This is a genomic window from Bradyrhizobium sp. A11 (assembly GCF_042077125.1).
Taxonomy (GTDB): domain Bacteria; phylum Pseudomonadota; class Alphaproteobacteria; order Rhizobiales; family Xanthobacteraceae; genus Bradyrhizobium; species Bradyrhizobium japonicum_B.
The window spans coordinates 2,931,493-2,953,480 of the sequence record NZ_CP149509.1; the positions used below are offsets into that span (position 1 = coordinate 2,931,493).

The 21,988-nt window shown below is 60.6% G+C and carries 24 protein-coding genes and 1 pseudogene; 19 read left to right on the top strand and 6 right to left on the bottom strand.

What is annotated here, in order from left to right:
* The first annotated feature begins 162 nt into the window (after positions 1-162).
* From WI560_RS13500 to WI560_RS13550, 11 genes are all read left to right on the top strand, one after another.
* Positions 163-1,032 (top strand): helix-turn-helix domain-containing protein, encoded by an 870-nt coding sequence (locus WI560_RS13500; RefSeq protein ID WP_375308392.1) that lies wholly within the window; start codon positions 163-165, stop codon positions 1,030-1,032.
* A 74-nt stretch (positions 1,033-1,106) separates the two neighbouring features.
* Complete coding sequence (locus tag WI560_RS13505; RefSeq protein ID WP_375308393.1) at positions 1,107-1,802, top strand: DUF3102 domain-containing protein; 696 nt, start codon at positions 1,107-1,109, stop codon at positions 1,800-1,802.
* A gap of 67 nt (positions 1,803-1,869) precedes the next feature.
* Positions 1,870-2,448, top strand: coding sequence for a hypothetical protein (locus tag WI560_RS13510; protein WP_375308394.1), 579 nt, complete (start codon positions 1,870-1,872; stop codon positions 2,446-2,448).
* Positions 2,448-4,571, top strand: a complete 2,124-nt coding sequence (locus WI560_RS13515; RefSeq protein ID WP_375308395.1) for a phage terminase large subunit family protein — start codon at positions 2,448-2,450, stop codon at positions 4,569-4,571. The genes WI560_RS13510 and WI560_RS13515 overlap by 1 nt, the downstream gene beginning before the upstream one ends.
* Positions 4,572-4,759: 188 nt before the next feature.
* Positions 4,760-5,116: a hypothetical protein gene (locus tag WI560_RS13520; protein ID WP_375308396.1), complete on the top strand. Its 357-nt coding sequence runs from the start codon at positions 4,760-4,762 to the stop codon at positions 5,114-5,116.
* A 368-nt stretch (positions 5,117-5,484) separates the two neighbouring features.
* Positions 5,485-5,862 carry a hypothetical protein gene (locus tag WI560_RS13525; protein WP_375308397.1) on the top strand — a complete coding sequence of 126 codons (378 nt, stop codon included), beginning with the start codon at positions 5,485-5,487 and terminating at the stop codon, positions 5,860-5,862.
* A complete protein-coding gene (locus WI560_RS13530; protein WP_375308398.1) occupies positions 5,862-6,050 on the top strand; it encodes a hypothetical protein in 189 nt (62 codons plus the stop codon). The genes WI560_RS13525 and WI560_RS13530 overlap by 1 nt, the downstream gene beginning before the upstream one ends.
* A gap of 128 nt (positions 6,051-6,178) precedes the next feature.
* Positions 6,179-8,236: a glycosyl hydrolase family 28-related protein gene (locus WI560_RS13535; protein WP_375308399.1), complete on the top strand. Its 2,058-nt coding sequence runs from the start codon at positions 6,179-6,181 to the stop codon at positions 8,234-8,236.
* 359 nt (positions 8,237-8,595) lie between these two features.
* A complete protein-coding gene (locus WI560_RS13540) occupies positions 8,596-8,718 on the top strand; it encodes a hypothetical protein (protein WP_285807215.1) in 123 nt (40 codons plus the stop codon).
* Positions 8,719-8,791: 73 nt separating this feature from the next.
* Entirely contained in the window at positions 8,792-9,001 is a 210-nt protein-coding gene (locus tag WI560_RS13545) for a hypothetical protein (protein ID WP_375308400.1), read from the top strand.
* A gap of 48 nt (positions 9,002-9,049) precedes the next feature.
* Positions 9,050-9,733: a hypothetical protein gene (locus WI560_RS13550; RefSeq protein ID WP_375308401.1), complete on the top strand. Its 684-nt coding sequence runs from the start codon at positions 9,050-9,052 to the stop codon at positions 9,731-9,733.
* A gap of 81 nt (positions 9,734-9,814) precedes the next feature.
* On the opposite strand, the gene WI560_RS13555 is transcribed toward WI560_RS13550, so the two are convergent.
* The 3 genes from WI560_RS13555 to WI560_RS13565 form a co-directional block, all read right to left on the bottom strand.
* Positions 9,815-10,705, bottom strand: coding sequence for an exonuclease domain-containing protein (locus tag WI560_RS13555; RefSeq protein ID WP_375308402.1), 891 nt, complete (start codon positions 10,703-10,705; stop codon positions 9,815-9,817).
* On the bottom strand, positions 10,702-11,442 hold the full coding sequence (locus tag WI560_RS13560) for a hypothetical protein (RefSeq protein ID WP_375308403.1): 741 nt from the start codon (positions 11,440-11,442) through the stop codon (positions 10,702-10,704). The genes WI560_RS13555 and WI560_RS13560 overlap by 4 nt, the downstream gene beginning before the upstream one ends.
* Positions 11,443-11,602: 160 nt before the next feature.
* Positions 11,603-12,028, bottom strand: coding sequence for a hypothetical protein (locus tag WI560_RS13565; protein WP_375308832.1), 426 nt, complete (start codon positions 12,026-12,028; stop codon positions 11,603-11,605).
* A 559-nt stretch (positions 12,029-12,587) separates the two neighbouring features.
* Here WI560_RS13565 and WI560_RS13570 point away from each other — a divergent pair.
* From WI560_RS13570 to WI560_RS13600, 7 genes and pseudogenes are all read left to right on the top strand, one after another.
* Positions 12,588-13,076 (top strand): hypothetical protein, encoded by a 489-nt coding sequence (locus WI560_RS13570; protein WP_375308404.1) that lies wholly within the window; start codon positions 12,588-12,590, stop codon positions 13,074-13,076.
* 197 nt (positions 13,077-13,273) lie between these two features.
* The gene (locus WI560_RS13575) at positions 13,274-13,795 is read left to right on the top strand and encodes a hypothetical protein (protein WP_375308405.1); all 522 of its coding nucleotides are present in this window, start codon (positions 13,274-13,276) and stop codon (positions 13,793-13,795) included.
* Between the two features lie 62 nt (positions 13,796-13,857).
* The gene (locus tag WI560_RS13580; protein ID WP_375308406.1) at positions 13,858-14,553 is read left to right on the top strand and encodes a hypothetical protein; all 696 of its coding nucleotides are present in this window, start codon (positions 13,858-13,860) and stop codon (positions 14,551-14,553) included.
* Positions 14,554-14,648: 95 nt separating this feature from the next.
* Complete coding sequence (locus WI560_RS13585) at positions 14,649-15,269, top strand: hypothetical protein (protein ID WP_375308407.1); 621 nt, start codon at positions 14,649-14,651, stop codon at positions 15,267-15,269.
* A gap of 25 nt (positions 15,270-15,294) precedes the next feature.
* Positions 15,295-15,405, top strand: a pseudogene (locus WI560_RS13590) (hypothetical protein); the annotation flags it as partial.
* Between the two features lie 80 nt (positions 15,406-15,485).
* A complete protein-coding gene (locus WI560_RS13595) occupies positions 15,486-15,920 on the top strand; it encodes a hypothetical protein (protein ID WP_375308408.1) in 435 nt (144 codons plus the stop codon).
* A gap of 10 nt (positions 15,921-15,930) precedes the next feature.
* Positions 15,931-16,629, top strand: coding sequence for a tyrosine-type recombinase/integrase (locus WI560_RS13600; RefSeq protein WP_375308409.1), 699 nt, complete (start codon positions 15,931-15,933; stop codon positions 16,627-16,629).
* 356 nt (positions 16,630-16,985) lie between these two features.
* On the opposite strand, the gene WI560_RS13605 is transcribed toward WI560_RS13600, so the two are convergent.
* Complete coding sequence (locus tag WI560_RS13605) at positions 16,986-19,247, bottom strand: DUF2235 domain-containing protein (protein WP_375308410.1); 2,262 nt, start codon at positions 19,245-19,247, stop codon at positions 16,986-16,988.
* A gap of 119 nt (positions 19,248-19,366) precedes the next feature.
* On the opposite strand from WI560_RS13605, the gene WI560_RS13610 reads away from it, so the two are divergent.
* Complete coding sequence (locus WI560_RS13610; RefSeq protein WP_375308411.1) at positions 19,367-19,531, top strand: hypothetical protein; 165 nt, start codon at positions 19,367-19,369, stop codon at positions 19,529-19,531.
* A gap of 113 nt (positions 19,532-19,644) precedes the next feature.
* Here WI560_RS13610 and WI560_RS13615 read toward each other — a convergent pair whose 3' ends face one another.
* Together WI560_RS13615 and WI560_RS13620 are read right to left on the bottom strand one after the other, a co-directional pair.
* Positions 19,645-20,898: an OpgC domain-containing protein gene (locus WI560_RS13615; protein ID WP_375308412.1), complete on the bottom strand. Its 1,254-nt coding sequence runs from the start codon at positions 20,896-20,898 to the stop codon at positions 19,645-19,647.
* A 369-nt stretch (positions 20,899-21,267) separates the two neighbouring features.
* Positions 21,268-21,507 carry a hypothetical protein gene (locus tag WI560_RS13620; RefSeq protein WP_015685698.1) on the bottom strand — a complete coding sequence of 80 codons (240 nt, stop codon included), beginning with the start codon at positions 21,505-21,507 and terminating at the stop codon, positions 21,268-21,270.
* Positions 21,508-21,988: the final 481 nt, after the last annotated feature.

The following is a 21,988-nucleotide window of genomic DNA, read 5'->3' on the forward strand; positions in this document are numbered from 1 at the left end:
GGAGCATTCGGTTTATGACGGCCGGGGCCGGCTCGGGCGCTATTCGAGGATCTCGGCGACGGCCTACGCTGCGTTCGCTGCTGACGACAGTCCCTTAGGCGAATTCCGTGGTCGCCGGGCGGCCTATGAGGCGGTCCTGCGCAGCGCGGAGGCCCGCGCCCAATGAGCTGGCAGGCAACTGCGTGGGCCTTGCAACAGAGGGTCGGTCAGCCCGCGCGCAAGCTCGTTCTCCTCGCGTTGGCGAACTACGCCGACGAACACGGTATCTGCTGGCCCTCTCAAGAGCGCTTGGCCGAAGACGTGGAGATGTCTCTGGACACGATCCAACGGCACACAAAAAAACTTAGAGAGGCGGGTTTGTTGACCGTGACGCGGCCTCCTAAGCGGCGAGGGCAGTGGCAAACCTTCGTCTATCAGCTCGCGATCACTGTTCAAACGACCAGGCCGCAACCTGCGGCCCGGTCGAAACATGTGGCCGATCATGCGCAGCGAAACCCTGAACGCGGCGCTGGGGCGCCATCGCGTTCGCCTCAATTCTCTCAAGGTCCAGCCAAGGCGTTCAGCGACCGCCAGAAATCGGGCGGCGGCTGCGTCATCACGGCTGCCGATCGGCCCCTTGAGAAAGTCCGGTCATTTGACGTCCGCTCGTCCGGAGATGCCGGCGTTGAAGGCTCGGCTGCCGTCGGCGTGCGGGGAGCAGAATGCGGCCTGGCCGGGCCGCAACCAGAACGAAAACCAGGCCGCATAGCTGTGCGGCCTAAACCTTCATTAGAACCTTCAAGAGAACCTTCAAGCGCGCAAACGACGAGCGATGCTGGGGCGAGACTGCAGGCTTTTCGGGCTAGCCATGAGGCGACAGAAGTCACCCAAAACCGCATTGCGCGGAGGTTAGGGCCAGAGGGTTGGTTGATCCTTGGTGAACTCAGCGACGCGCAGCGAGATCGTCTAACGGCGCTCGAACGTCGCCATCAGCTCGACGATGGCACCTTGATGGAAGCTGCTCTTCAGGCGCGATCGTCCCAGCCCCCGTGATGCGCAAAATCTCGCAAGTTGCGGCATTTTCGATCCATCGCAGCATTTTCAAACACACACGGGGGCCCAACACGATGAACGTAGTCGGCGAAGTCGGTGGTGATCTGAGTGTCGCGCCAGCCCGACTGAGAGAATTGGCGGCCACAATCCGACACGAGCATGAAGCGGCTGCTGAGGCGGTTAGGCGTGGTCTAAATCACGCCATCGCTGCCGGCCAGCTGCTTAACGAGGCGAAAGTCCTTCTGCGGCACGGTGAATGGTTGCCCTGGCTTCGCGATCATTGCGCAATCTCGGACCGCACGGCTCGGCTCTACATGAGCCTGGCAAAGAACCGCGACCTTCTGGACGGTCAAATCGGCAACGTTGCCGATTTGTCAGTCCGGGGTGCCGCAGCGCTCATTGCCTCGCGGAGGCAGCCCTCGGAGTTCCTGCAGGTCGTTCCGATGGTCTTCGACGGTGCGCTCGATGAGCTAGAGACCATCGATCTCGAGGTTGCCAAGGTCGAGCGTGAGAAACGCCGGGCCATCTTCGCTGCAATCGGGAATGCGTTGAAGCAGATCATGGCCTCTACCGACAGCCGATCCCAGGGCGCCGCAGAGGTCGCATGGGCACTGCACGGAGATCGCCTGTTAAGTGCCATCGCTGATTGCAAGGAACGTCTTCTGAGCGGCGATGCCAGAGGCGCGACGGCCGCCTGTCAGGTGGCCGCAAACATCGTTTCACAAATGCTGGAGCGGGTGGATGGAGTCGCGGGTCCCTCTGGCGTTTGAGCGCCTCGCGAGTAGTTCGCACCCCGATATTTCTCTAGTTGGACGGTTTTGAAAGCGGTACACGCACATGAACGTTTCGGCGCACGATAGCACGGGTCTAGTCAGCATCACCGAGGCGGCAACGCTGTTGACCGCCGACGGCGATCCCATCGATCGTTCGACCTTGTCTCGCTATGTGAGCCGCTGGGCCGTTGCGCTCAGTCCGGCGAAGCTCGGCCGCGAGACGGTCGTCGACTATGAAAAGCTCAAGCTTCATCGCGCAGAGAACATCAGGCTCGACGCCAAGCCACTCGCTAAGGCCGTCACGAAGTCGGACTCACAGGCCCGAAAGCTGGACGCTGATGCCCGGCTCCGGGAGCTGGACCTGGCCGAACGCGAAGGAAAGATCACGCTTCGCAGCGAGGTCGCCGAGGCGGCGCAGGTCGCGATTGCAGAGCTGCGCGCCGCGCTCGATGCCGCTGTGAACGACGCTGCCGAGCAAATTGGACATGCTGTCGCCAGCGAACCGCGGCTGATCAGGCCGGCGCTTCGCAAAATGGTCGCGAAGGGCTTTGAGGCGTTCTGCGAGCGCATGCGCTCATACTCGCTCGGTGTGACGGCCGGCGCGTCAGAGTCAGCTAGTTCCAAGCCTGCGGAGCATTCCTAATGTCCCTCACGGCCGCGCAGCTCCGCGAAACCTTCGCCTCTATGGTCGACGGGCGGCAGCTGCTCGCCTCGTTGCTCGCCGAGGCGGCGACGCCCGAGGACGAATTGACGGTGTCGGAATGGGCCGACAGGCACCGCGTCGTTAGTGCCGAATCCGGGTCGCGTTTCCCTGGTAAGTGGCTCACGTCTCGCGTGCCGCTGGCTCGCGAAATCATGGACTGCCTGCATCCGGACCATCCCGCGCGCACCGTCACGAACATGGGCTCGGCGCAGATTGTCAAGACCGAGATCATCGTCAATTGGTTCGGCTTCATCGTCGACCGGGCGCCTGGCCCTATGCTGATCGTGCTGCCTTCGCTTGACGAAGCGGTGAAATTCAACCGCGTGAAGCTGCAACCGACGATCGACGCCTCGCCGCGGATCCAGCATCGCGTCAGGCCGGATAACAGCCGTGACGAAGCCGCTTCGACAACATCGTTTAAGCGGTTCAACGGAGGTTTTGCTCAGATCGTTACGGCGTCGTCGTCGAAGGGGCTGCAGGGCATATCGATCCGGTTTCTTGCGATGGACGAGATCAGCGAATATCCGATCGATACCGATGGCCGCGGCTCGCCGATCACTCAGGCTGAGGCGCGGCAAAAATCGTGGAGCGATCTCGCCAAGACCTACCGATCGTCCACGCCCGGCATGGTGGGCGATTGTCGCATTTCCGAGATGTATGACGCCGGCGATCGGCGTAAGCCCTTTCTGCCGTGTCCGCATTGCGGAGACTACCAACAGCTCGAGTTCGATCGGATGCAGCCGCCGAGCGAGAGCACTAAGCATCGTGTCACTTTTGCCTGTGCATCGTGCGGCTCGCTGATCGACCAGGCCCATCGTTCTGAAATGCTGGACAAGGCACGTTGGATCGCCACGCGTGTGCATGAGGAATCCGAGCCCGTGCCGACCGTCATCAAGGCCGGCGAAATCGACAAGTGGTACTGCCCACCATGCGAAGGGCGCTGCCGGGAATGGCAGCCGAGCTATTCCTGGTGGTCGGCGTATTCGAATTTCGAGCGCTGGGACGATATTTGGGAGCGCGGTGAGTCTGCGAGGGGCAATCCGCTGAAATGGAAAACCTTCTGTCAGCAGGATCTTGGCGAGCCCTATGATCCCACGACCGACGCGCCCGATTGGGACAAGCTGTTGGCGGCGCGAAAAGAGTGGCCCCGCGGGACGGTTGTCTGGCCGGCATGTCTCCTCACCGGCTTCATCGATGTTCAGGGTGACCGACTGGAGTGGGGCGTATGGGGGTGGGGTCCAGAAAGACAGGGCTGGTTGGTTGACTGCGGCGTGATCCCGCATCCGGCCGAAACGGATGAAGCCTGGCGCGAGGTCGACATGTTGCTCGGCGCAACCTACCCCGCGACCAATGGTGCGCGGATCGAAGTCTCGTCATGGGGCATCGACACCGGATATGTCTCTCCGCTGATCTACCAGCGAGCGCTGGGCCGTCACAATCTAAAGGCCTGCAAGGGCGCCTCTGGCCTGCGAGCCAAAGACGCGCTGCCATGTGTTGTTCGGAAGGTCCCATTGAAGACGGCGCTCGGCCGAAAAGTCCAGGGACGCGTGGTGCGCCTGCATTTCATTGGAACGTTCGGCCTGAAGTCGACTGTGTATCACGGTCTGCGGAATCTGATTGGCGGTCCTGACAATGACGGTCGGTATGGCGGCGGAACGTTGCATCTGCCGGACTGGGTCGGCGAGGACTACACAAAGCAGCTCACCGCCGAGATCCTGTTCGATCCCAAGGCCCAGGCGAAGGGCAAAGCCCGCCGAGCCTTGATGGAGAAGCCTGGCGACTTGCGAGAGTGGCGAAAGATGCCGGGCCGCGCGAACGAGGCGCTTGATATCGTCGTCGGATGTCGTGCTCTCGCGTGGCTCGAGAAAATGGATGGCTGGTCGCCTGCGCATTGGTCGGCACGCGCAGCTGCGGTCTGGCGTACCGAGGTTCCGATTGAGCCGGACCTGTTCAGTGCGCCGGCTGCCCCGATGACCAAGCCGGCGGTGTCTCTCAAGCCAGCCAAGCGCAGAGGCATACGTGTGTTGCATCCCGGAATCACTGGCGGACTCCGGAGGACCTAAAGATTCCGGAAATTGAATTCCGGAGATTTGCGTTTTCGATGCGCGCCACTCTTCCTTAGCTTGCATAGAGCGGATTGAGTCCATTCATGGTGTCCGCCCTTCGTGGTGATGCTCGAAGGAAAGCGAGGCGGGGAGTTGACGAGCCCCGCCTCGCTATCAACCCTACCATCTGCAAAGGATGAGCGAAGATGAAGGTTGCACTAAGGAATGAAGCCGAAGCGAAAGCGGAGCTCGCCAGATTGAACCAAATTCTGGCCACTACGCCGCCGGATCAAAAGCGGCTGCTGAGTGACACCCGCGATACCATTCGAGACCTGGAGAATCGCCTGAAAGTATACCGACAAAGCGCTGCCGCTTCGCCGGTTGCACTCGTCAAGCACAAAGAAGCCGAGCTCGCCGCGGCAAAGACGGAGCTGGCTCGATTGGAGAAGCTGGGTACCACCGATAAGATGTTGCTCACAAATGCTCGCGCCAAAGTCCGGAATGTCGAAACTGCCCTAAAGTCCCTTCGTGGCCGTTCTGGCGGGCTGACTCCGCGGAATTGATTTCAAAGTGCCAATTGGCGCTTTGGCCGCTGCTGATTCCGGAAATTGATTTCCGGAGATTTGCGTTTTGCCTGTGTTGCTCCACTGAATAGTGTTCTCCAGCGCGAACGAGTCTTCTCCTCGTCCGCGTGTTGTGGGCGATGGCGAGAGAAGGGCGAGACTGAGTTAACTTAAAACTCGCGTGCGGAGTGGCGTGCGTCCCCAGCGTTGCAGTCGGAGTTCGACGACGTCGAAGCCTATATCGCCCATCGGCAGGCAATCGGTTCGGGCGCAGTCAAATGCGCTGGCGGCCGGACTGTTACGGGCGGTGGGCTTGGAATGAAGCCGGTGTCGATGCTGGACCGCGGCTAAGATCGAGGACAAAGAACATGAAGCTCATAACATGTTTTCTGATCGTTCTGCTGACCTGTGGGACATCTCGCGCCAATGAGGGACGGCGATGTGCCTCAACAGATTTTCAGTCGACGCGCGAGTATCGAAACGTCGTTGGGCCTGGCGACGTTCACGTTCAACCTGGCGATCAGGTCATCTTGATCAACAAACGGAAGCCGGAAACGACGCGGGTCATTTTCGGCCGCGCAACATCGGCGCATTCGTCGGTCGTCATCGTCAAGGATTGCAGCGGAACCGCGCAGAAGCACGTCCTGACGATCTCGGGCGCGATCGACGCGGGCGAGGTCACCATCGATGGAAACTACGGGACGTATGCCTTTCGACGCGTCGGCGCTGCTTGGATGATCCAATAGTGAGCGACCACGAGAGAGCCATTGTCGGCCTGAAGCGTGAACTGAAATCCACGCGCCAAGAGGTGCGCGAGTTGAAGACTCAGAACGGCCGCTGGTATGCGGTCGCGCAGACCCTACGGAAGATTGCCGGAATGGACGAAGAAAAGTTCAAGAACCTGCTACAAGCGGAATCTCTACCTTGTGAATGACAAGGCTGCGCTCGCCTCAAGAGCGTTGCGGATCGGGCTTTCCGTAACAAGCCCCGCCTTTGGACATCGGCGTGAACGTCTCTCAGCGGCCTCCCTGATCGGGGCCTCTCTCGACGAGACGCTCAAAGATGTCACGCTTCGCGCGCAAGCCTTCTACAGCTACCACCTTCCTCCTCGTCCTGCTGTCAATCCTCGCCAGCGCCATTGCCTCGCCTTTGTTCGCTCAGGTCAGTCCAGGCAGTTCGCCGCTGTCCGTCGCCAAGGGCGGCACCGGCGCTGAGACGGCCGCCGGCGCCCGCAGCAATCTCCAGGTCGACAAGTTTACCGGCCATGGCGATTCCGCCTATGCGATCGTGACGTCGGATCGCGTCGTCGGCACCAACGCCAGCTTTACGGCCTCGCGGACCTGGACGTTGCCGGCGGCCAATGCCGTCAATGCCGGGCATGCGCTGATCGTCGCCGATTTCGCCGGCACAGTCACCGGCAGCAACACGCTCGTCATCGCGCGCGCGGGCGGCGATACGATCAATGGCGGCGCCAGCGTCACCATCAGCACGGCCAACGGCGCCGTCATGCTGGTGTCGGACGGTTCGTCCAAATGGACCGCGCAGGCGATTGGCGCGTCGTCCGTGTCCGGCATCAGCTCGCTTGATGGCGCAACGGGCGCAATCTCAACGCAGATCGGCAGTTTGGATGTCACTGGGTCGACGCTATCCAGCAACGTGCTGTCATCGCGCGCCTTCGCGGCCACGCAGGATCTGTCGGCGTTCAGCGTCATTCGAGTGCTGGGTTATACCAGCGCCGGCGATGGGGGCGAGGCAACTCTTGCCAAGGTTGGATCACAGCCATTCTGCGCCAACTTCACTAATACCGCTGCATTTCAGGATGCGGGCTCCAATTGGTGGGATATCGCGGAACCTGCCGATTGGAACATCAAACAGTTCGGAGCGAAGGTCGACGCTTCGACTGATGATACTACTGCGGTTCAAAGCGCGCTCTATTGCGCGGGTCTGAGCCCTCCGGCCGGCGCTGTGACGGTTACGGGTGCGTTCGGCCGAATCGTTCGCGTGCCGCCCGGCATATCGATGATCTCGACGACCGTCATTGTCCCTGAGGGCGTGACTGTCCGCGGCGGCGGGGCTCTCGCGTCGACCTTCCAAATGACAACGGGCTTCCCTGCGGCCCAGCACATGTTCATCCTGGGCGAGCAGTTCCAGCAGAACGACATTGCCCTGGTCCAATCCGGTGGCGGTGCCGGCAATCTCACGCTCAACGGGTCGCGCGTGCGGAGCGGCGTTGCTTATACACTTGGCTCGCGCGGCCCTCAGATTTGCTCCGGCGACAACAACAACACGACCACGTTCACCTTGACTGGCATCAACGCAGCGACCGGTCTTTCAGACACGGAGGCACTGCTAGGCCCGGCGGGCGGCAATTGCGTGACATCGACAAAGGGATGGCTCTCCATCTCGCAGGTGGCGACGAGCGCCAGCTACAACAATGTCACCGTAGGCTATGGCCAGGTCGCCACGTTTGCTGCCCGCCTCGAAGAGCTCCAGCTCTTCAGCTCGAACACCAACGCGACGAAATTCTCGACTTTCATTAATAGCAGTTACGCTGGCACCAGTGGCGTCACCGGCAACGCCATGGTCTACACCAACAGCGTCCAGCACACCGGGGGCGTTCGCGGGTTAAAAATTGTTGCAGGCAATCGCTCGGGGACCATCTTCGAAGTGGGCATGGGTGGCGCCTCGCTGTTTGTGTACGAGGACATGGAGATCGTCTTCTCCGGGAATTGCGGCGGCTGCGCGTCGAACAGCCCTGGAGCTTACTTCAATTACGGCGCGCTCTTGTCACCCGTCCGGCGCCTTGTCATGCAGGGCGCTTCTAGCGCGGGGTCTGTCGCCATGAGAATCGACGGTGGCCTGATGCACATCACGGACTTCCACGTCGAGGGCGTGCCGACCGGGATAGACATTTTTACCCCTTCGATCAATGCCGGCATCATCACAGTCAGTAATAGCTTTGGCGGGACAGGAGTAACCGATCTCATCAAGATCGAAGCCGGCGCCGCGTCGAACCTAACCCACGTGTCGACGCTGATGTCGAACGGCTCGACCAACACCATCAACAACAAAGGCGCGCTCAGTGGGTCAATCAATGTGGTCACCTGGACGCTGTATTGAAGCCATTCTTGGTGTCGCTGCGGATGGCCCGACGCTTGGCGGCAACGGCTCGGCGAATACAGGCAGCGGTACGGGCAGGCTCCAGCGGCGCCGCTACGAACGACGATACCGGCGGTTCGGGCATCGTCGTCGTCGCCTATCCGTGTGTAGCGTGGCATGGTTGGGACCGTGACGTCTTCTGGCGGGACGCTCACAGGATAGCGGAGCGCGAGGCTATCCTTAGGAAGGCTCGAATTGCCGAAACGGGAGCGCATCTTTCCGACTGGATCACATCTCCCGGCCTTCAGCCTCCAGAATAGCGCTAGAAACATTTGTCCACTTTGATACTTAAGGGCTTCCGCTCGATCGAGGATGATTCGATGTTGGGAATGATTTTGCTCATGTCCCTTCTCGGCACTAGCATGATTGCAGTGGTCGTTGTGATCTTCGAGTGGCGCGCCCTCGTCGGCTACTGGCGCACCCCAAAAATTCCCCATGAGTGACACCAGTCCCTTGAAGGGAGTGGACGGCTCTCAAGCGGAAAGCTAGGGTCGAGCGCTTCGAGGAGGTCCCAGAATGCCTTACTTCACATCTGACCAGGACCGCGGCGAGCGCATCGCTAAAGTGCTCGCCGACGTCTTTTGCGCGGTCTTGCTCCTAACCTTTTCCATCGTCTTCTTCGGTTCGATCGGCGGTCCAGTTGCTTTTCTCGTCGTCGAAGCTTGGCTGCTCGCGGTCGATTGGCTGGTCCCCAGCAAGGACGACGCTGCCGGCGTTGTTCGCTGACCTGAAGGGAGTGGACGGCCTTAGCCACGCGACGGTACGTTGGCGCGCATGGGACGCAGCAAACAACCAAGGAGAAATAAGGCGGCTGTTGTTGAAAGCAGCCCGCCATCTTCGCCGTCGCTGGCGACAAAAGCGAAACAGTCGTGGTGGAGCGAAGTCGCCGCTTGGCCAAGGTGGCTCGCACTCGCCATATTTGCCGTCCCAACGCTGATTTCGATTTTCGGCCTGTGGCTAAATTATAAACCAGGTACTCGTGGGTGGATTGCTCCAATTAGAGCTGAACTGGCCGAGCCGCTACAGGTGGGCAAGACTCCACGCGTCCTGATCACCTTGGAGAATACCGGCACAGAACCCGCCTTCGATGTGCTCACCTCTGCCGGCGGTGGCATCACCATGCCTTTCTCCCCAGCCGAAGCTGCCCAGCAACAACGAACCGGCCCGTTCCGTGGTTCGGCAGTCAACGCATGCACTGACAAAGCGCCGAGGAACGGTTACCCCTCACTTTACCCGGGCAAATCGGTACGTGCCGACCTCGCGCAGGAAGGCGGGATGATCGCCGACGAGGCGGTCTTAAATGGCGGACGCACGTTCTTCGTTCACGGCTGCGCGGCCTACAAGAGTGCGGGCAGCAATCACAGCTCGGAATTTTGCTTCTATTTGGGGCCCAACGTTGAGCCCGCGACCGGTCTCCGGTTGTTCCAACCCTGCCTGGGCAGCTTCAATGCCGACTGACTTGACGGGAGCGAATCTGCGCCTGAAGAGAGCGGACGAACTCAAAGGCTTGTCGCTCAATGGCATGTCGCCGAAAGGAGGTTAGCTCGCAGTCATGGCTAGGAAATCGCTCTCGCCTACGATCTTGATGCTGAAACCTTTTGCGATCAGCTCTTCGGCCCTGCGATGCTTCGTGCTTTTCTCTTCGCCGTTTGTAAATCGCAGATCCTGGTCTCCGACCACCAAGACCGTCGTTCGCTTGCTAACGCTGTCTGCGACGTCGGCGCCGGCAATGGCGGCTTGAGTCGCCGCCATATCGCGTGACATGCTGAGCCGGCCAGTGAACGTTATGGTCTCACCGAGAAGTGGACCGTCGCCATCGCCCTTGCGCGCAATCTTCGGATAGGCGACCGGTTTCATTCTCTTCGGTGGCACTCCGGGCGATTGAGAGGCGTAGCCGAGATTGTCGATCCACTGCTGAAGCGTGACGCCGCCATCCGCAATCGCCTTAAGAAGCAGAAGGCCGGCTATGCGGGCGTCCTCCGCTGCGTCGTGGTGGCGGAATTCGTAACGGAAGGCTTGGGCCAGATTTGCAAGGCCATAGCCGCCGTCGAGTTTGAAGCGATCCCATGTTCTCCGCGCCACCTGAAGATTGTCAAGCCACACGCACGGCAAGCCGTTGGTGCCGTACTTCTCTGCTGCACGCCATAGTGCCGTTCGATCGAACGGGCTGTGATGCACGATTGCCGTGTCCTGCAGCGCCGCGCCGACAACAGGAAACACTTTTGCCATGGTTGGCTTGCCGACTACGTGTTCGGGACGGATGCCGTGAATGCTGATGTTGACCGGATCAAATTCATCCTCAGGGTCAACGAGAATGGTGAGGCTCTTGAAGTGCTCTCCACCCTTGAAATGCACAAGGCCAATTGAGCAGATGCTGGCGAGATCCGCGTTAGCTGTCTCGACGTCCAGCGCGATGAAGTCGGTGATCATGCGCCGGCCGGCCCTTGAGCGACCTCGACGACGTGGCGATCGGGGCCGACGGTGATTATGATCGTGTAAGTCTTCTGGCCGCCGCTTCCAGTGTCAGTTGGCGGTGCCAGGTGGAGCTGCCCCCCGTACCACTCGCCAGGCATTAGTGTGTTGTCCTTGATGACCGACTGTTCGAGAGCCGCCATGTTGCGCTGGCCTACCTCGACGGTGTTGGCAATCATCGCGTCGTTCTGGGCGGCTGCGTTGCCCTGCGCGATCACGGCCGCGGTCGGGCTATAGAAGGTCCCGGTACGGCCGCTCGGCGTTGTGTAATGGCCGTAGCCGGCCCGCGAGGCGCTGTAGGAGTTTGCGCCGGCGGCGACGCCGGTAAGCAGGGCGGCGGCTACCTGGCGGTTCTTTTCCTCCCGGACCAGCATCTCATAGGTGACGACCTTCATCTCGAAGTCGGAGCCCGCCACGTGCTGCGCGGCCTCCACCTGGCCGACGCGAAAGTCAACTGGCTGCCGGCCGAGATTGTTGATGCCGACGACGAACACCGGCCTGCCGTTGACCTGGAGCTGACGAGCTGCGGGCCGGACTAGAACCAGCGAGCTCTTTAGCCGTGATACCAAGGCAGGCTGTCCGTCGCGCATCAGCGTCTGTTGCTGGGGACTCGAAGCGCGGAACGCGACGGTGTCTCCACCGGTGACACAACCCCCAAGCAGCGCACAAAGCGCCAAAATTCCTAAAACACGCATTGCGGTCCCCCCAGACCATAAAGCGTGCATCCAAGCGCAACTAGGGCGCGTGATCAAGCCCGCTGACGCGCGTGAGATTTTGACCGTTGGGGCAGGGGAGGTATCGGCGTGTGGTCCATCCGACCGATCTATCGCTGCAAACGGGCGGAGATGCCGTGGCTTAGCGCTCTTCGGTCGGGTGAACCCACTTGTACGGGGTGATGCGCTGCGTCTGCGTCAGCTTGATCATGCGCACAGGAGGAGCCCAGCGGCCATTCCGACATGAACGGCACTTGAGAGAGGCTTCCAATTTCCAAATTGGTGTTTCCCTCGGCCGCCGGATCGCGTCGAGAGGAAGACTAGCGCGCGTCTTACATCGGCTGCACTCGACCTCGAGCCAGCCGAGTCCTCCGTTGAGGCACTGATCGATTGTCGGAGATGGTTGTGCAGGACCGCCGTAGCCTTCCATCCGCACGGACCATGCTTCGGCCTCGGCCTGGTCCGCCTCGCGAGATGCTTCCTGAGCGCGCTGGCGGGCTCCCTGAGCGCGTATCTCTGCGCCCATGATCCGTCCGCCCCAGATGACCTCACGCGACTTTGTGCCCATCTTCTCATGAAGAAGGCACTCGTCTGTCGTTGGCAAATTGCCCATTCCTAGGGGGTCGGAAATGCCGGAGGCCACTGCCGGTCGTGGCTGTGGAAGACTCGACTGCCCTCGCTTCTTCGGTGCAGGCGCGCGAAAGCCGCCCTGAAGGGGCTTGCCGTCGCATCGCAAATCAGTGATTCTGGCCCGCGGAGCCTGAGAACTCCCGAAGCGGTCCCTTGCCGGGGATAGCGCTTCATCCGCGATAGGCGGGCCATCGGCCTTGCCGGGCCTCTTGTCCCGCTGAAAAGACGTTACCGCGCCCATTTGCCGTGGGTCGCGACCGGCTCACTATGCCGGGAGTGCCACGGCTATACAAGACCTTCGGGAAAGGTCGTGGCGCACGTTCTCGCGGACGTGTTCTCAGTCTCCCGGTGCCAGCCCGCCGCTGGCGCCCGGTCCCGAGAAGCCGGTCAATCCGCGAGCCCAATCCATGAATCACGAAATCGAAACACCGAGGGGCGATGTTCGCGCCGCCGGCCAGTCGGCCGGCTCATGTGTACCTGTATCCCGGAGAAGCGTTATGTCTGCGTTGAGTTCAACAGCCGTTCTGCCCCTCGTTACCACAGCCTCGATCGCCGATCACTCGGATTTGGTTGGCTATAGCCGTCCGGATCTTGCTGCGCGCTTCGACGATATCTATGCGCGCTGGCTCGCCCAGCGGGAAAAGGACCGGCTCGAGCTTGCCGCCTGCGATCAGGCGGAACGGGAGGGCGGTGCTTTTGCGCTCTCCGATAATGCTGATCGTTGGGCGGCTCTCAATGACGAGATCGCCGACGTTGTCGAGCTGATCGCATCCGCGCCGGTCACTTCCCTGGTCGATCTCGCACTGCAGGCGCGGGCCTGCGCTCTGAACAATGCTCTCGAATGGACCGATTCGGATGAGGCCGCCAACGCCGGCGCATCGGCCTACCGCAGGCTGGTCGACAACATCATGGGCCTCGTTGGCGGCCAGCCGTTGCCCGGCGTGGCTGTCGTTCCGTTTGAAAGGCAAGAGATCCAGGCAGCTTGAGGTTGCGGATGGAGCGCCGCCTCCGTCTTCGCGGCGGCGCTCCACAGGTTGCGTCTGTCTAGGCCAAGTAAATTCCATTAGAATGTACTTGGAGGCAGAGAGATATGATTCGCAGGCCTTTGGTCGCTGAGCCGTTAACGGCGACGTTTTCAATCGACCAGGTTGCGGACGCTCTTTCGGTCCGGCCGATGGTCATCATGAACTATCAGCTCAAAAACGGGCTCGATCTCTGTTCTGAAGCACCCGGCCGCGGTAGCCCCCGGCGTTTTCTTGCGCTGGACGTCTATATGATTGCGCTTTTGCGTGCGGTCCTTCGGCTCACAGATGATGCCGCCGGTGCAGCCGATACGGTGCATCGGTTGGTCTTTTCCGATGGCGATCGGTTGTTGGCTCCCCACCGCAGAGCTGCAATCAAGAGGCGTGCACGGGAAGACGTCAGGGTGGCGCATGAATTGTTTTACTACCGCGCTCCTGTGCTTGTTCGAGATTTTGGCCATCAGAGTGGAGATTGGTTCCTTCTCTGCGGCGATGTTGAAGAAGACTTTGCGCCATGCCGATACGTAAAGGACGGCGCGGCATACCGCAGAAGTGAGTTCGGCGATCTCCTCAGCCATGGTGCGATGGCGCGGCCGTCGGGAATGTTTGTCAACGCGACTATGGCGCTCAGCCGAGTCGATGAACGGCTTTCTAAGATCATCAATGACGGAGGAATTGTATGAGCAACCCGGTCCGAAGGGGACAGGAGTTTCCTGTCCTGGTTCCGCCCAATGGATCTATCCGATTGGAGCAGATCATTGATGAATTCTGCGGAAAAGACGGGCTTGTGCGCAAGTTAGATGGAATCTACGCGGCGCCGGCCGAAGGAGAGAAGCAGGGCGTATGGGCGCTCAGCGTGCATGACTACTGGCAACGCGTCTGCCTGGATCTAAAGGATGGTCGATTGATATGGGCCGCTCGGCTGGAGCCACATTCGCCAAAGTGGGACCCGATGTCGGGAAGGTTGGCCACGCAATATGAGCCTATCAACGTCGACCATGGGATCTTGAAGGGGCCGGGAAGGTCGGTCGTGTACGACGCCTGTTTCTTGTGGACGGGGGAGGGTGGACCATCGGCTGCGCCAACTAACTTTGTGGAGGACAAGAGAGGCGCGCCTGGTCGGCTTCGTGTCGACTGGTCGTCGCCAGTGCAGGAAGTTCTCGTTCGGCTAATCTCCTTCGGGCTCCCGCCAGGCAAGGGCAAATTGATCGAAGAGATCATCGAGGAAAATGTCAGGCAGCTCGAGTCCCTCGGGCAGATTGACCGGGAAGGAAGCAGAACCAGTGCAGTGGACTTCGTTACGGGCAAGTGGCTGAAGGCTGCAAAGTCCGATCCTGGACCTTATTTGCAGGCTTATGCGGATCTGCTGACTGCCATCTACGATGCTGCTGGTCGGAAGTCGCGTCAACCGGGCACTACGATGAAGCGGCCGCCGCTTTAGCGTCTTCATTCCGGAAAACGATTTCCGGAGATTTGCGTTTTTAAAACGGCAGCGGCTGCATCAGATTTCGGGCCGGGTAACACAGGAGATTCCCCATGGCCCTTATGAAGGCGATTTTGGACCGGCTGCCGGCACTGCGTAATTCGCAGGATTTTTCAACGATTATTCCCGAACTGCAGGATCGACTCAGTATCGTCGAGGCTGAGGCCGACGATTTGAAGTCCGAGCTTGAGGATGCCTTGTTTGCGACGCCGGAAAAGGCGAACGAGGTCCGAAAAAGGATTGCGGCCAATCAGACCGAACAAGAGGAGCTTCGCATAGCGATCGTCGGCGCGGAACGGCGGCAAAGGGAGGCGGTTGCGGCGGAACAGATGGCTGGAATCGAAAAGCGGGCTGCCGGCGCTCGCAAGATCCAGCGTGATCTGCGCGAGCAGTACATTGAGCTTCATGGGCATTTGGAAGCGGCCCGAATGTTGCTCGGCAAGATTGGTCCGGCCGAGGCCGAGCTTCAGGCCGTGCAGGTCTTGGTGAGCCAACACAAGCGTACCGATCTGATCGTCCGCAGTCCGTGGTGGCATTTGAGGTCCGTTTGGGGCGAAGCGATTTCGGGTCACGTGAACGAGTATCCGCTGCAGGGTATTTCGATCGTCGGTTACTTCCCGAACCGGCACCCGGATGGCCCGGCCCTGGCCCGCATGCATGAAGTGAAGCTTTGACGGTCCTGCGCGAGACGCTTCAGTCATGGTCCTCCTATCGCCGCGCGAGGCTGCCGATCGGCTTCAGGTCTCCATAAAGACCTTGATTGCATTCGTCGACGACGGCTCAATTCGCTACATCAACGTGGGGCGCGGCGCGGTGAAGCGTCGCATCAAGTTCACAGAGGCCGATCTGGAGGATTTTATTCGAGGTCGGACGCAAAGAGACATGCCGCAATGTCAGTCTACAAACACAAGGGCAGCCCGTTCTACCACTTCGACTTCCAGCTCAAAGGTCATCGGTTTCATGGCTCGACTGGCGCAAAAGGCAAGCGCGAAGCCGAAGGGATCGAGCGGCTAGAGCGGGCAGCGGCGCTGAAGCAGATCGAGGCCGAGCGAAAGGCCTCGACCTCTTTGCGGCTAGACGACGTTGCCGATCGGTACTGGCTCGAGGTCGGTCAACATCACGCCGGCGCCGGCACGACTGAACGTGACCTGGCGCGGCTCGTCGAGTACTTTGGGCCGGACCGTCTGCTGACTGACATCAGGGATACCGACGTTGCGCAGCTCGTCGCCTGGCGGCGCGGGCATCGCAGGACCGTGCACCGCAAGAAGCCGCTGCCCAAGGGCGCGCCACCAGCGCCGCTGATCGCCGGCTACCGTCAATCGTAGCACTACCGAGGTGCTGAAAAAGCTTTTCACCCGAGCAAAGGCCTGGAACCTCAGTTTTAACAGCGAGCCGGACTGGACCAGCCATCTGCTGGAGGAGCCGGAGGAGCGCGTCCGCGAGTTAAAGTCTGACGAGCTGGACCGGCTGGACGCAACTGTTCGCGACGATTACCAGCCAATCATGGACTTCGCGGACGCCTCTGGTGTGCGGTTGCGGGAGTGCCTGCTGAGGTGGCCTGAGGTCGATTGGGGAGCGCGCCAGATCGTCAAAACGGGAAAGGGCGGACGGAAGATCGTCGTTCGGATCACGCCGTTAATCAGGAGCATCCTCTGGCCGCTTCGCGGGCACCACGAGGAGTTTGTTTTCACTTACGTGGCCAAGCGCACCCAGAAGCGTCGTCGCCTCTCTAAGGGCGCTCGCTATCCGATCACGTACAACGGCCTCAAGACCGAATGGAAGCGTCACCGGGCACGGTCGGGGGTGGAGGATTTCCGGTTCCACGACAAGCGCCACGACTTCGCGACGAAACTTCTTCGCGACAGCCGCAATCTGAAGCTGGTCCAGAAGGCGCTCAACCATCGCAACATCAGGACCACGCTGAAATACGCGCACGTCCTGGATGACGAGATCGCCGGCGCGATCGAGGCCATGCAAGAAAGCCGAGAAAAGTCCCGAAAAAGATCCCGAACGCCTGCCGTGAAGGCGAGCTAACTCATTGGAAGGTTTGACGAATGCTAAGGCCAGCGCCCGTGCCTGGGAGACTAGGGGTCGGAGGTTCAAATCCTCTCGCTCCGACCATTTTTCTCGAAGCATCGGTTGGGTGATTGGACCGGGACGTAGGGCTCGCTCCGGCGGTGACCCATGTGCGACGATCGGCGGCGGTGGCTGCTTGGGTGGTCGGTAAACAAAAAATTCCGAAGACGGTTTTGCAGCGCCTGGCGGTAGCTGAGGATTATTTATGGATAAATGGGGATCATCGTCGCACTACATTCTTTGCATCTGTTTGCCATCGCGAGATCCCAAGCGGGTTATCGACAGTTGGCTCCTTCGATGGCTTCTGAATTGCCTCACAGCAGTTTAACGGTGACCTTAGCCTTGCCTCCGTTGTTCGGGTAAAACGTGTCGCTGAGCCACGGCAGGCCGATCACGGCGTCGTTGACGTAGAGAAAAAGCTCACCGCTGCGTGCAGCCTTGAACGTTGCTTTGTACGTCTGCGGTGTCGTGTTCGGAAGCGGGATCGGATCGAGGAAATACTCGTCTACGCCGGTCTCGCCAACCCGCGCAATGATGCGGTACCAGGGTCTGAACAGGATGCGGCGAAGGAAAATGGCGCTGCGAAACTTCCACCGGTTGGCAAGCTCGACCGTGGAGGTCCGGAAACCAGCAGGTGTAGTCGGCCGCTCGGCGTCGGCCCAGGGCTCGGTGACCGCGATTCTGATCTCATACGATCGACCGGAAAAGACCTTCAGGCCTGTTGGCGCACAGATCGCCGACGTCGCAAAGTCCGCGCCGTCCTGGTCGATGCCCTTATTGACCGGGATAAGCGTTGCCTCCGCCGTGCCCTTGCAGAATGCCCCCATCGAATCCGCAACATTGAACAGGAAATGGCTCGCGACCGTCGCGCCGAACCAGGCCATCACCACCACCAAAAACAGGGGCAGGACGTGCCGCTTCGCGGTGCGGATGACAAACTGATAGGCCGGGTGGGTCCTGAACGCGTGAATGGCGTCGTGCATCAGACCGGAGAGCGGCACCGGCGCCACCCGGTCCCGCCACAGCAGGCGCATCCGGTCCTTGATTTTGGCGCTAAGGCTACCGCCAAGAACCATAAGCAGGATCACGGCGGCGATGCCCCCGGCGAACCATTCAGGGTTCGCGGCGTACCAGTCCGTCCACCAGTGGAGTGATTTCGGCAGGAAGGACTCGATGAACCGCACGAGTTCGGAGACCATCCGGATCGGCGACTCGAACTCATGCTCCTTGATGCGGTCGTGGAACAGCCAGAACGCCGCAAGATGCAGCGTGGCGGCCAAGGTAGCGAAATACGCCAGCCGACGCATCCAGACGAAATTCCAGAGCTTTTCCTGTGCCGCAAACCGGGCGGGCGCACCCGCTGGCGTCTCGAATGTCGTCGGCCCGAGCGGCGTGAGCTTGCCGTTGCGGGAAACCACGAGGTATTCCGGCGGCAAGCCGATCGGAGCATAGGCATTGCAGCCGCTGTCGATGCGGTCGAAGACACTTTCGTGGATCTTCGGCAACTTGACGCTGACGCCGACATCCGGGTCGTTGCACAGGTCGGACACCTTCCGCGGGCCATAGCGGTAGTAAGAGCCGAGGCCGGAACGCGAGTCATAGAGCCGGCCGTCCTTATCCTGCGCGGAATTGATCAGTTTGATGGAGTCGGGGTCTGCGAACGGGGCCTCCTTGAACACGAGACCACGCTTGATGGACTCGTCGACAAGCCAGGACAGCGGCACGAACGATACGGCATCGTCGGGATAACCTCCGCCCACGTTGGCGTGCATGCCGACGAACCAGACCTGGACCAGGCGCTCGTCGTCAATGGTGGTGAGGACACTTGGCTTGGATTCGCCTTCCTCGGTCCAGAGCACGGGATGAAAGGTCGTCCGCTCATCGTCGAGCGCAAGCGCGTGCCTTGCGCATTTGACGCGTTGGCTCAGGATCCGGTTCGGAAGCTCAAGGGGCCAGATCCAGTTGCTCACGCCGCGCGTCATCTCGTCCATCGGCAGGCCGTAGGCCGCGACCGTGTCCCACACGCCGATGAACTCTATGGATGGGACGTCCTTGCGGACGATCTTGGCGTACGGTTTGTTGCCCCGCAGGAGGTCGAGCACCGGCACCAGGACGTAGTCGCGCAAGGCGCGGAAGAGCACCTCGATGCGCAAGATCGAGTGGTAGCCCTTGGCCCGGTAGGCCCTGTATGCCTTCACCGCGCCGTTGTGCAGCTCAGCTTCGGTATCCGCCACAACCAGGCCCTGCTGGAGGATGAGCGCGCCGAGGACGCGCACGGTGAACGCGCCACGGCTGAAGCCGAAGAGGTAGATGTTCGAGTGGTTCTGGTGATCGTAGTTGCGGCAGATGAACTTGTAGGCGTCGAGGATGTTGCGCTTGAGGCCATATCCGAAGGCGCCGCCCAACACGGCGAGCGGCACGAAGGACGAGGTGCCAACGCCATCGTCGTATTTTGCGGCCTGGCTGTTGCCTTGCAGGTCGAGCGCCTGGAACATCCGCCAGACGTTGGTACGCCAAACGCTTGAGGCAGCATTACCGGTGCCGTCAGACAGGATAATGATCTTGGGGCTGGCCATGCGAGCGCCGTCCCTCAAAAATGATCGATGAATACGGTAAGCGTAACAGGTGCCGATAGAATTTCAACTTTTGATTGTCGTTGTTCAGATCTAGAATGTTAGACAAAGATCTGGGGCTAATGCCTCTCAAGATCACCTCGGCCCTGCTCAGCACCGTGTTGTGCGCCACCGCTTCGATCGCGCTGACGCAGATGAAGGTCGCGACGTCGAGGTCGATCCTGCGCATCTCCCTGCGGCGGCTTTCGAGACAGGTGCGCACGAGCGCGTGGACCTCGTGGTTGTAGGCTTCTGCCTCGGCGAGGTGGCCGGAGCGGGGAGATCAGCTCGGCGAGCAGGCGGTGCAGATTCGGGTCGATGTGATGGGCTCCGATCGCGACCGTGACGGCCGGCGCGGTTGTCAAGCTCCGGTCAGCGGCGGCCGCTGCGTATCCGTCCCGCGAGCGACCTGCGCCGCACTTCCGGCGACGCGCAGCACAGGATGCTCGAGGGGACCGGTGACTTCCGGCGCCTTCTTTCCATCTACCGGACTCTCATGTGAAGATTTCTCCACGCGCTTCGACCAGGATCTGTAGTAGGCAACCGCCGTCATGATCGCGATTCCTGCGGCTCCGACGAGCAGTTGAGCCGGGATGCCGTTCCCTGCCAATTGCAGGATGAAGTACCCGATGAAGGCCAGGAGGATGCCCACACAAAACACTTCGAGGGAGTGCTGGCCGCACTTCACCAGGGGGTGCCAGATGGCGGCTCGTAGCCCGGGCGCATCGATCGGTATGAACCGGGCGCCAAGGATGATCAGCACCATCAAATGAAGATAACGGTAGGGCGCCAGATTGGTCTTGTCGTTGGGATTGAAAAGCTCGAACAAGGCAGGCGCAAACAAGGCCCGGAGCTGAGGCTGGTGAGCAGCCAGCGTCATGAGCGCCGCAAAAACCAAATAGGCGATCGCAACAACCAGCACGATCCTGGACCGCAGCAGGAAATGCAGACGCCCCGCACCCGTCAACGCGAGCCATGCGCCCGTGACAAACAGAAGCTGCCACGCCAGCGGATTGAAGTACCAGCTTCCCGACGGATAGGAAGGCAGGTTCAAATGGAATTGCCGCGCAGCCAGATACAACAGCACCGACCCGATCATGACGGCGTCCGGAAATCTCAACATCAACCAGAGGATCGGAGGAAACAGGCCCATCAAGACGACGTAGAGCGGCAGCACGTCCAAATTCAGAGGCTTGTATCTCAGCAGGAGCCCCTGCGTCATCATCTCGCTCGGCGCGCCGGTGACCGGTCCGGCGTTGAACAGATCGATCAAATCAGGCGCGTTGAACCTCTCCGACAGGAAATGGACGAAAGCCAGGTAGATTACGAATAGCAGGATATGCGCCGTGTAGATTTGCCAGATGCGCCTGAACAGCCTGCTGGCTCCGAACACGAAGCCTCGCTCCATCTTTCGCGTATAAACGAGCGCTGAGGTGTAGCCGGAGATGAACACGAACAGGTCGGCCCCGTCGCTGAACCCATAATTTCGGAACGAACACCACGCCAGCACCGTGCCGGGGACATGGCCGAGAAACATCGCCCAGTTGGCGAGGCCGCGAAACAGGTCGAGACGCAAATCACGTTGCGGTGGTGGCAGCGCAAGCGCGGGCTTCATTCTGCTTTCCATCGTGTAACGATTCACGATCGATGTCCACGATCCGGCACTGCGAAGCCGCCGAGACGCTCACGCTAGAGGGCAGGCTGAGAGCCCCGCTTCAAAAGGATCAAACGTGTCTTCGCCCAAGGCAACCTGCACTCGTCAGCAAAATTCTTGGCTGCCTTCCGCGAGTTTAGTTTGATACGGCCAGTACAGCAATGTTGGCGCGCTGAGGCCAGCGGGATATTGACCTGAGTCAAGCGGCCTGCCGGGAGCCCCGGCATTATGCTTGGTAGCTTAGTCCCGCGCAAAACACGCGCGCTGTGTCATCGGGCCCGGTGGGCGTTTCCTCGATCCGTCGTGTTCGGATCAGTAGTTTTGCGGGGCCTAGGCGTGGCCCTTGATCTCGTAGTGGCCCGGCACGCATTTGTAGCGCTCGAGGCGCCAATTGGCGTGATAGATCGGATGCTCGCCCATCCATTTCGCCAGGGGGGCCTGTGCGCCGACAGCGCACTGCATCATCGAAATCTCGGGCGTCATGTTGCTGTCGGTCACGATTTCCTCGACACAACTGCCTGAGCTGGCTGCGCTCAGCCGGCAGAGCACGGCTACGACGGTCACGAACATTCCTGTCACCTCATCGGTTGTTTCTGACCACGACAAGGATGCAAGCGGAGTGCCAGAGCCTGTGACACGCAAACAACACGCTGGCCTGGCCGACTCGACCCAGCGTCCGAGTGTCCATTTGACGATTCGGATTGTAAAAAATCTGCCCATAAACCGAAGCCGGACAAATACGGGAACCGGGCACTTGTGCCCGACTGTGGCGCTCGCGCCGCGGGCGCTCCCTCGCAACGGGCGCTTGCGGCGACAACGGAGCAAGCGCCTCGTCCTTCGAGACGACCGCTTTCAGCGGTCCCTCAGGATGAGGCTGAGGGACCAGCGGTGCTCGTTGAAAATTGCGGCCGCGCACTCCGCCCTGAGGGCCCGCCAACGGCGGGCGTCTCGAAGGATGCGCCGCGAGCACCCGGGCGGCCGATAGTCCGCGCGCCGAAATAATTGATGATCGCCGATCCGCTTTCATTTGCGCATGCCGCGCTGCTACATT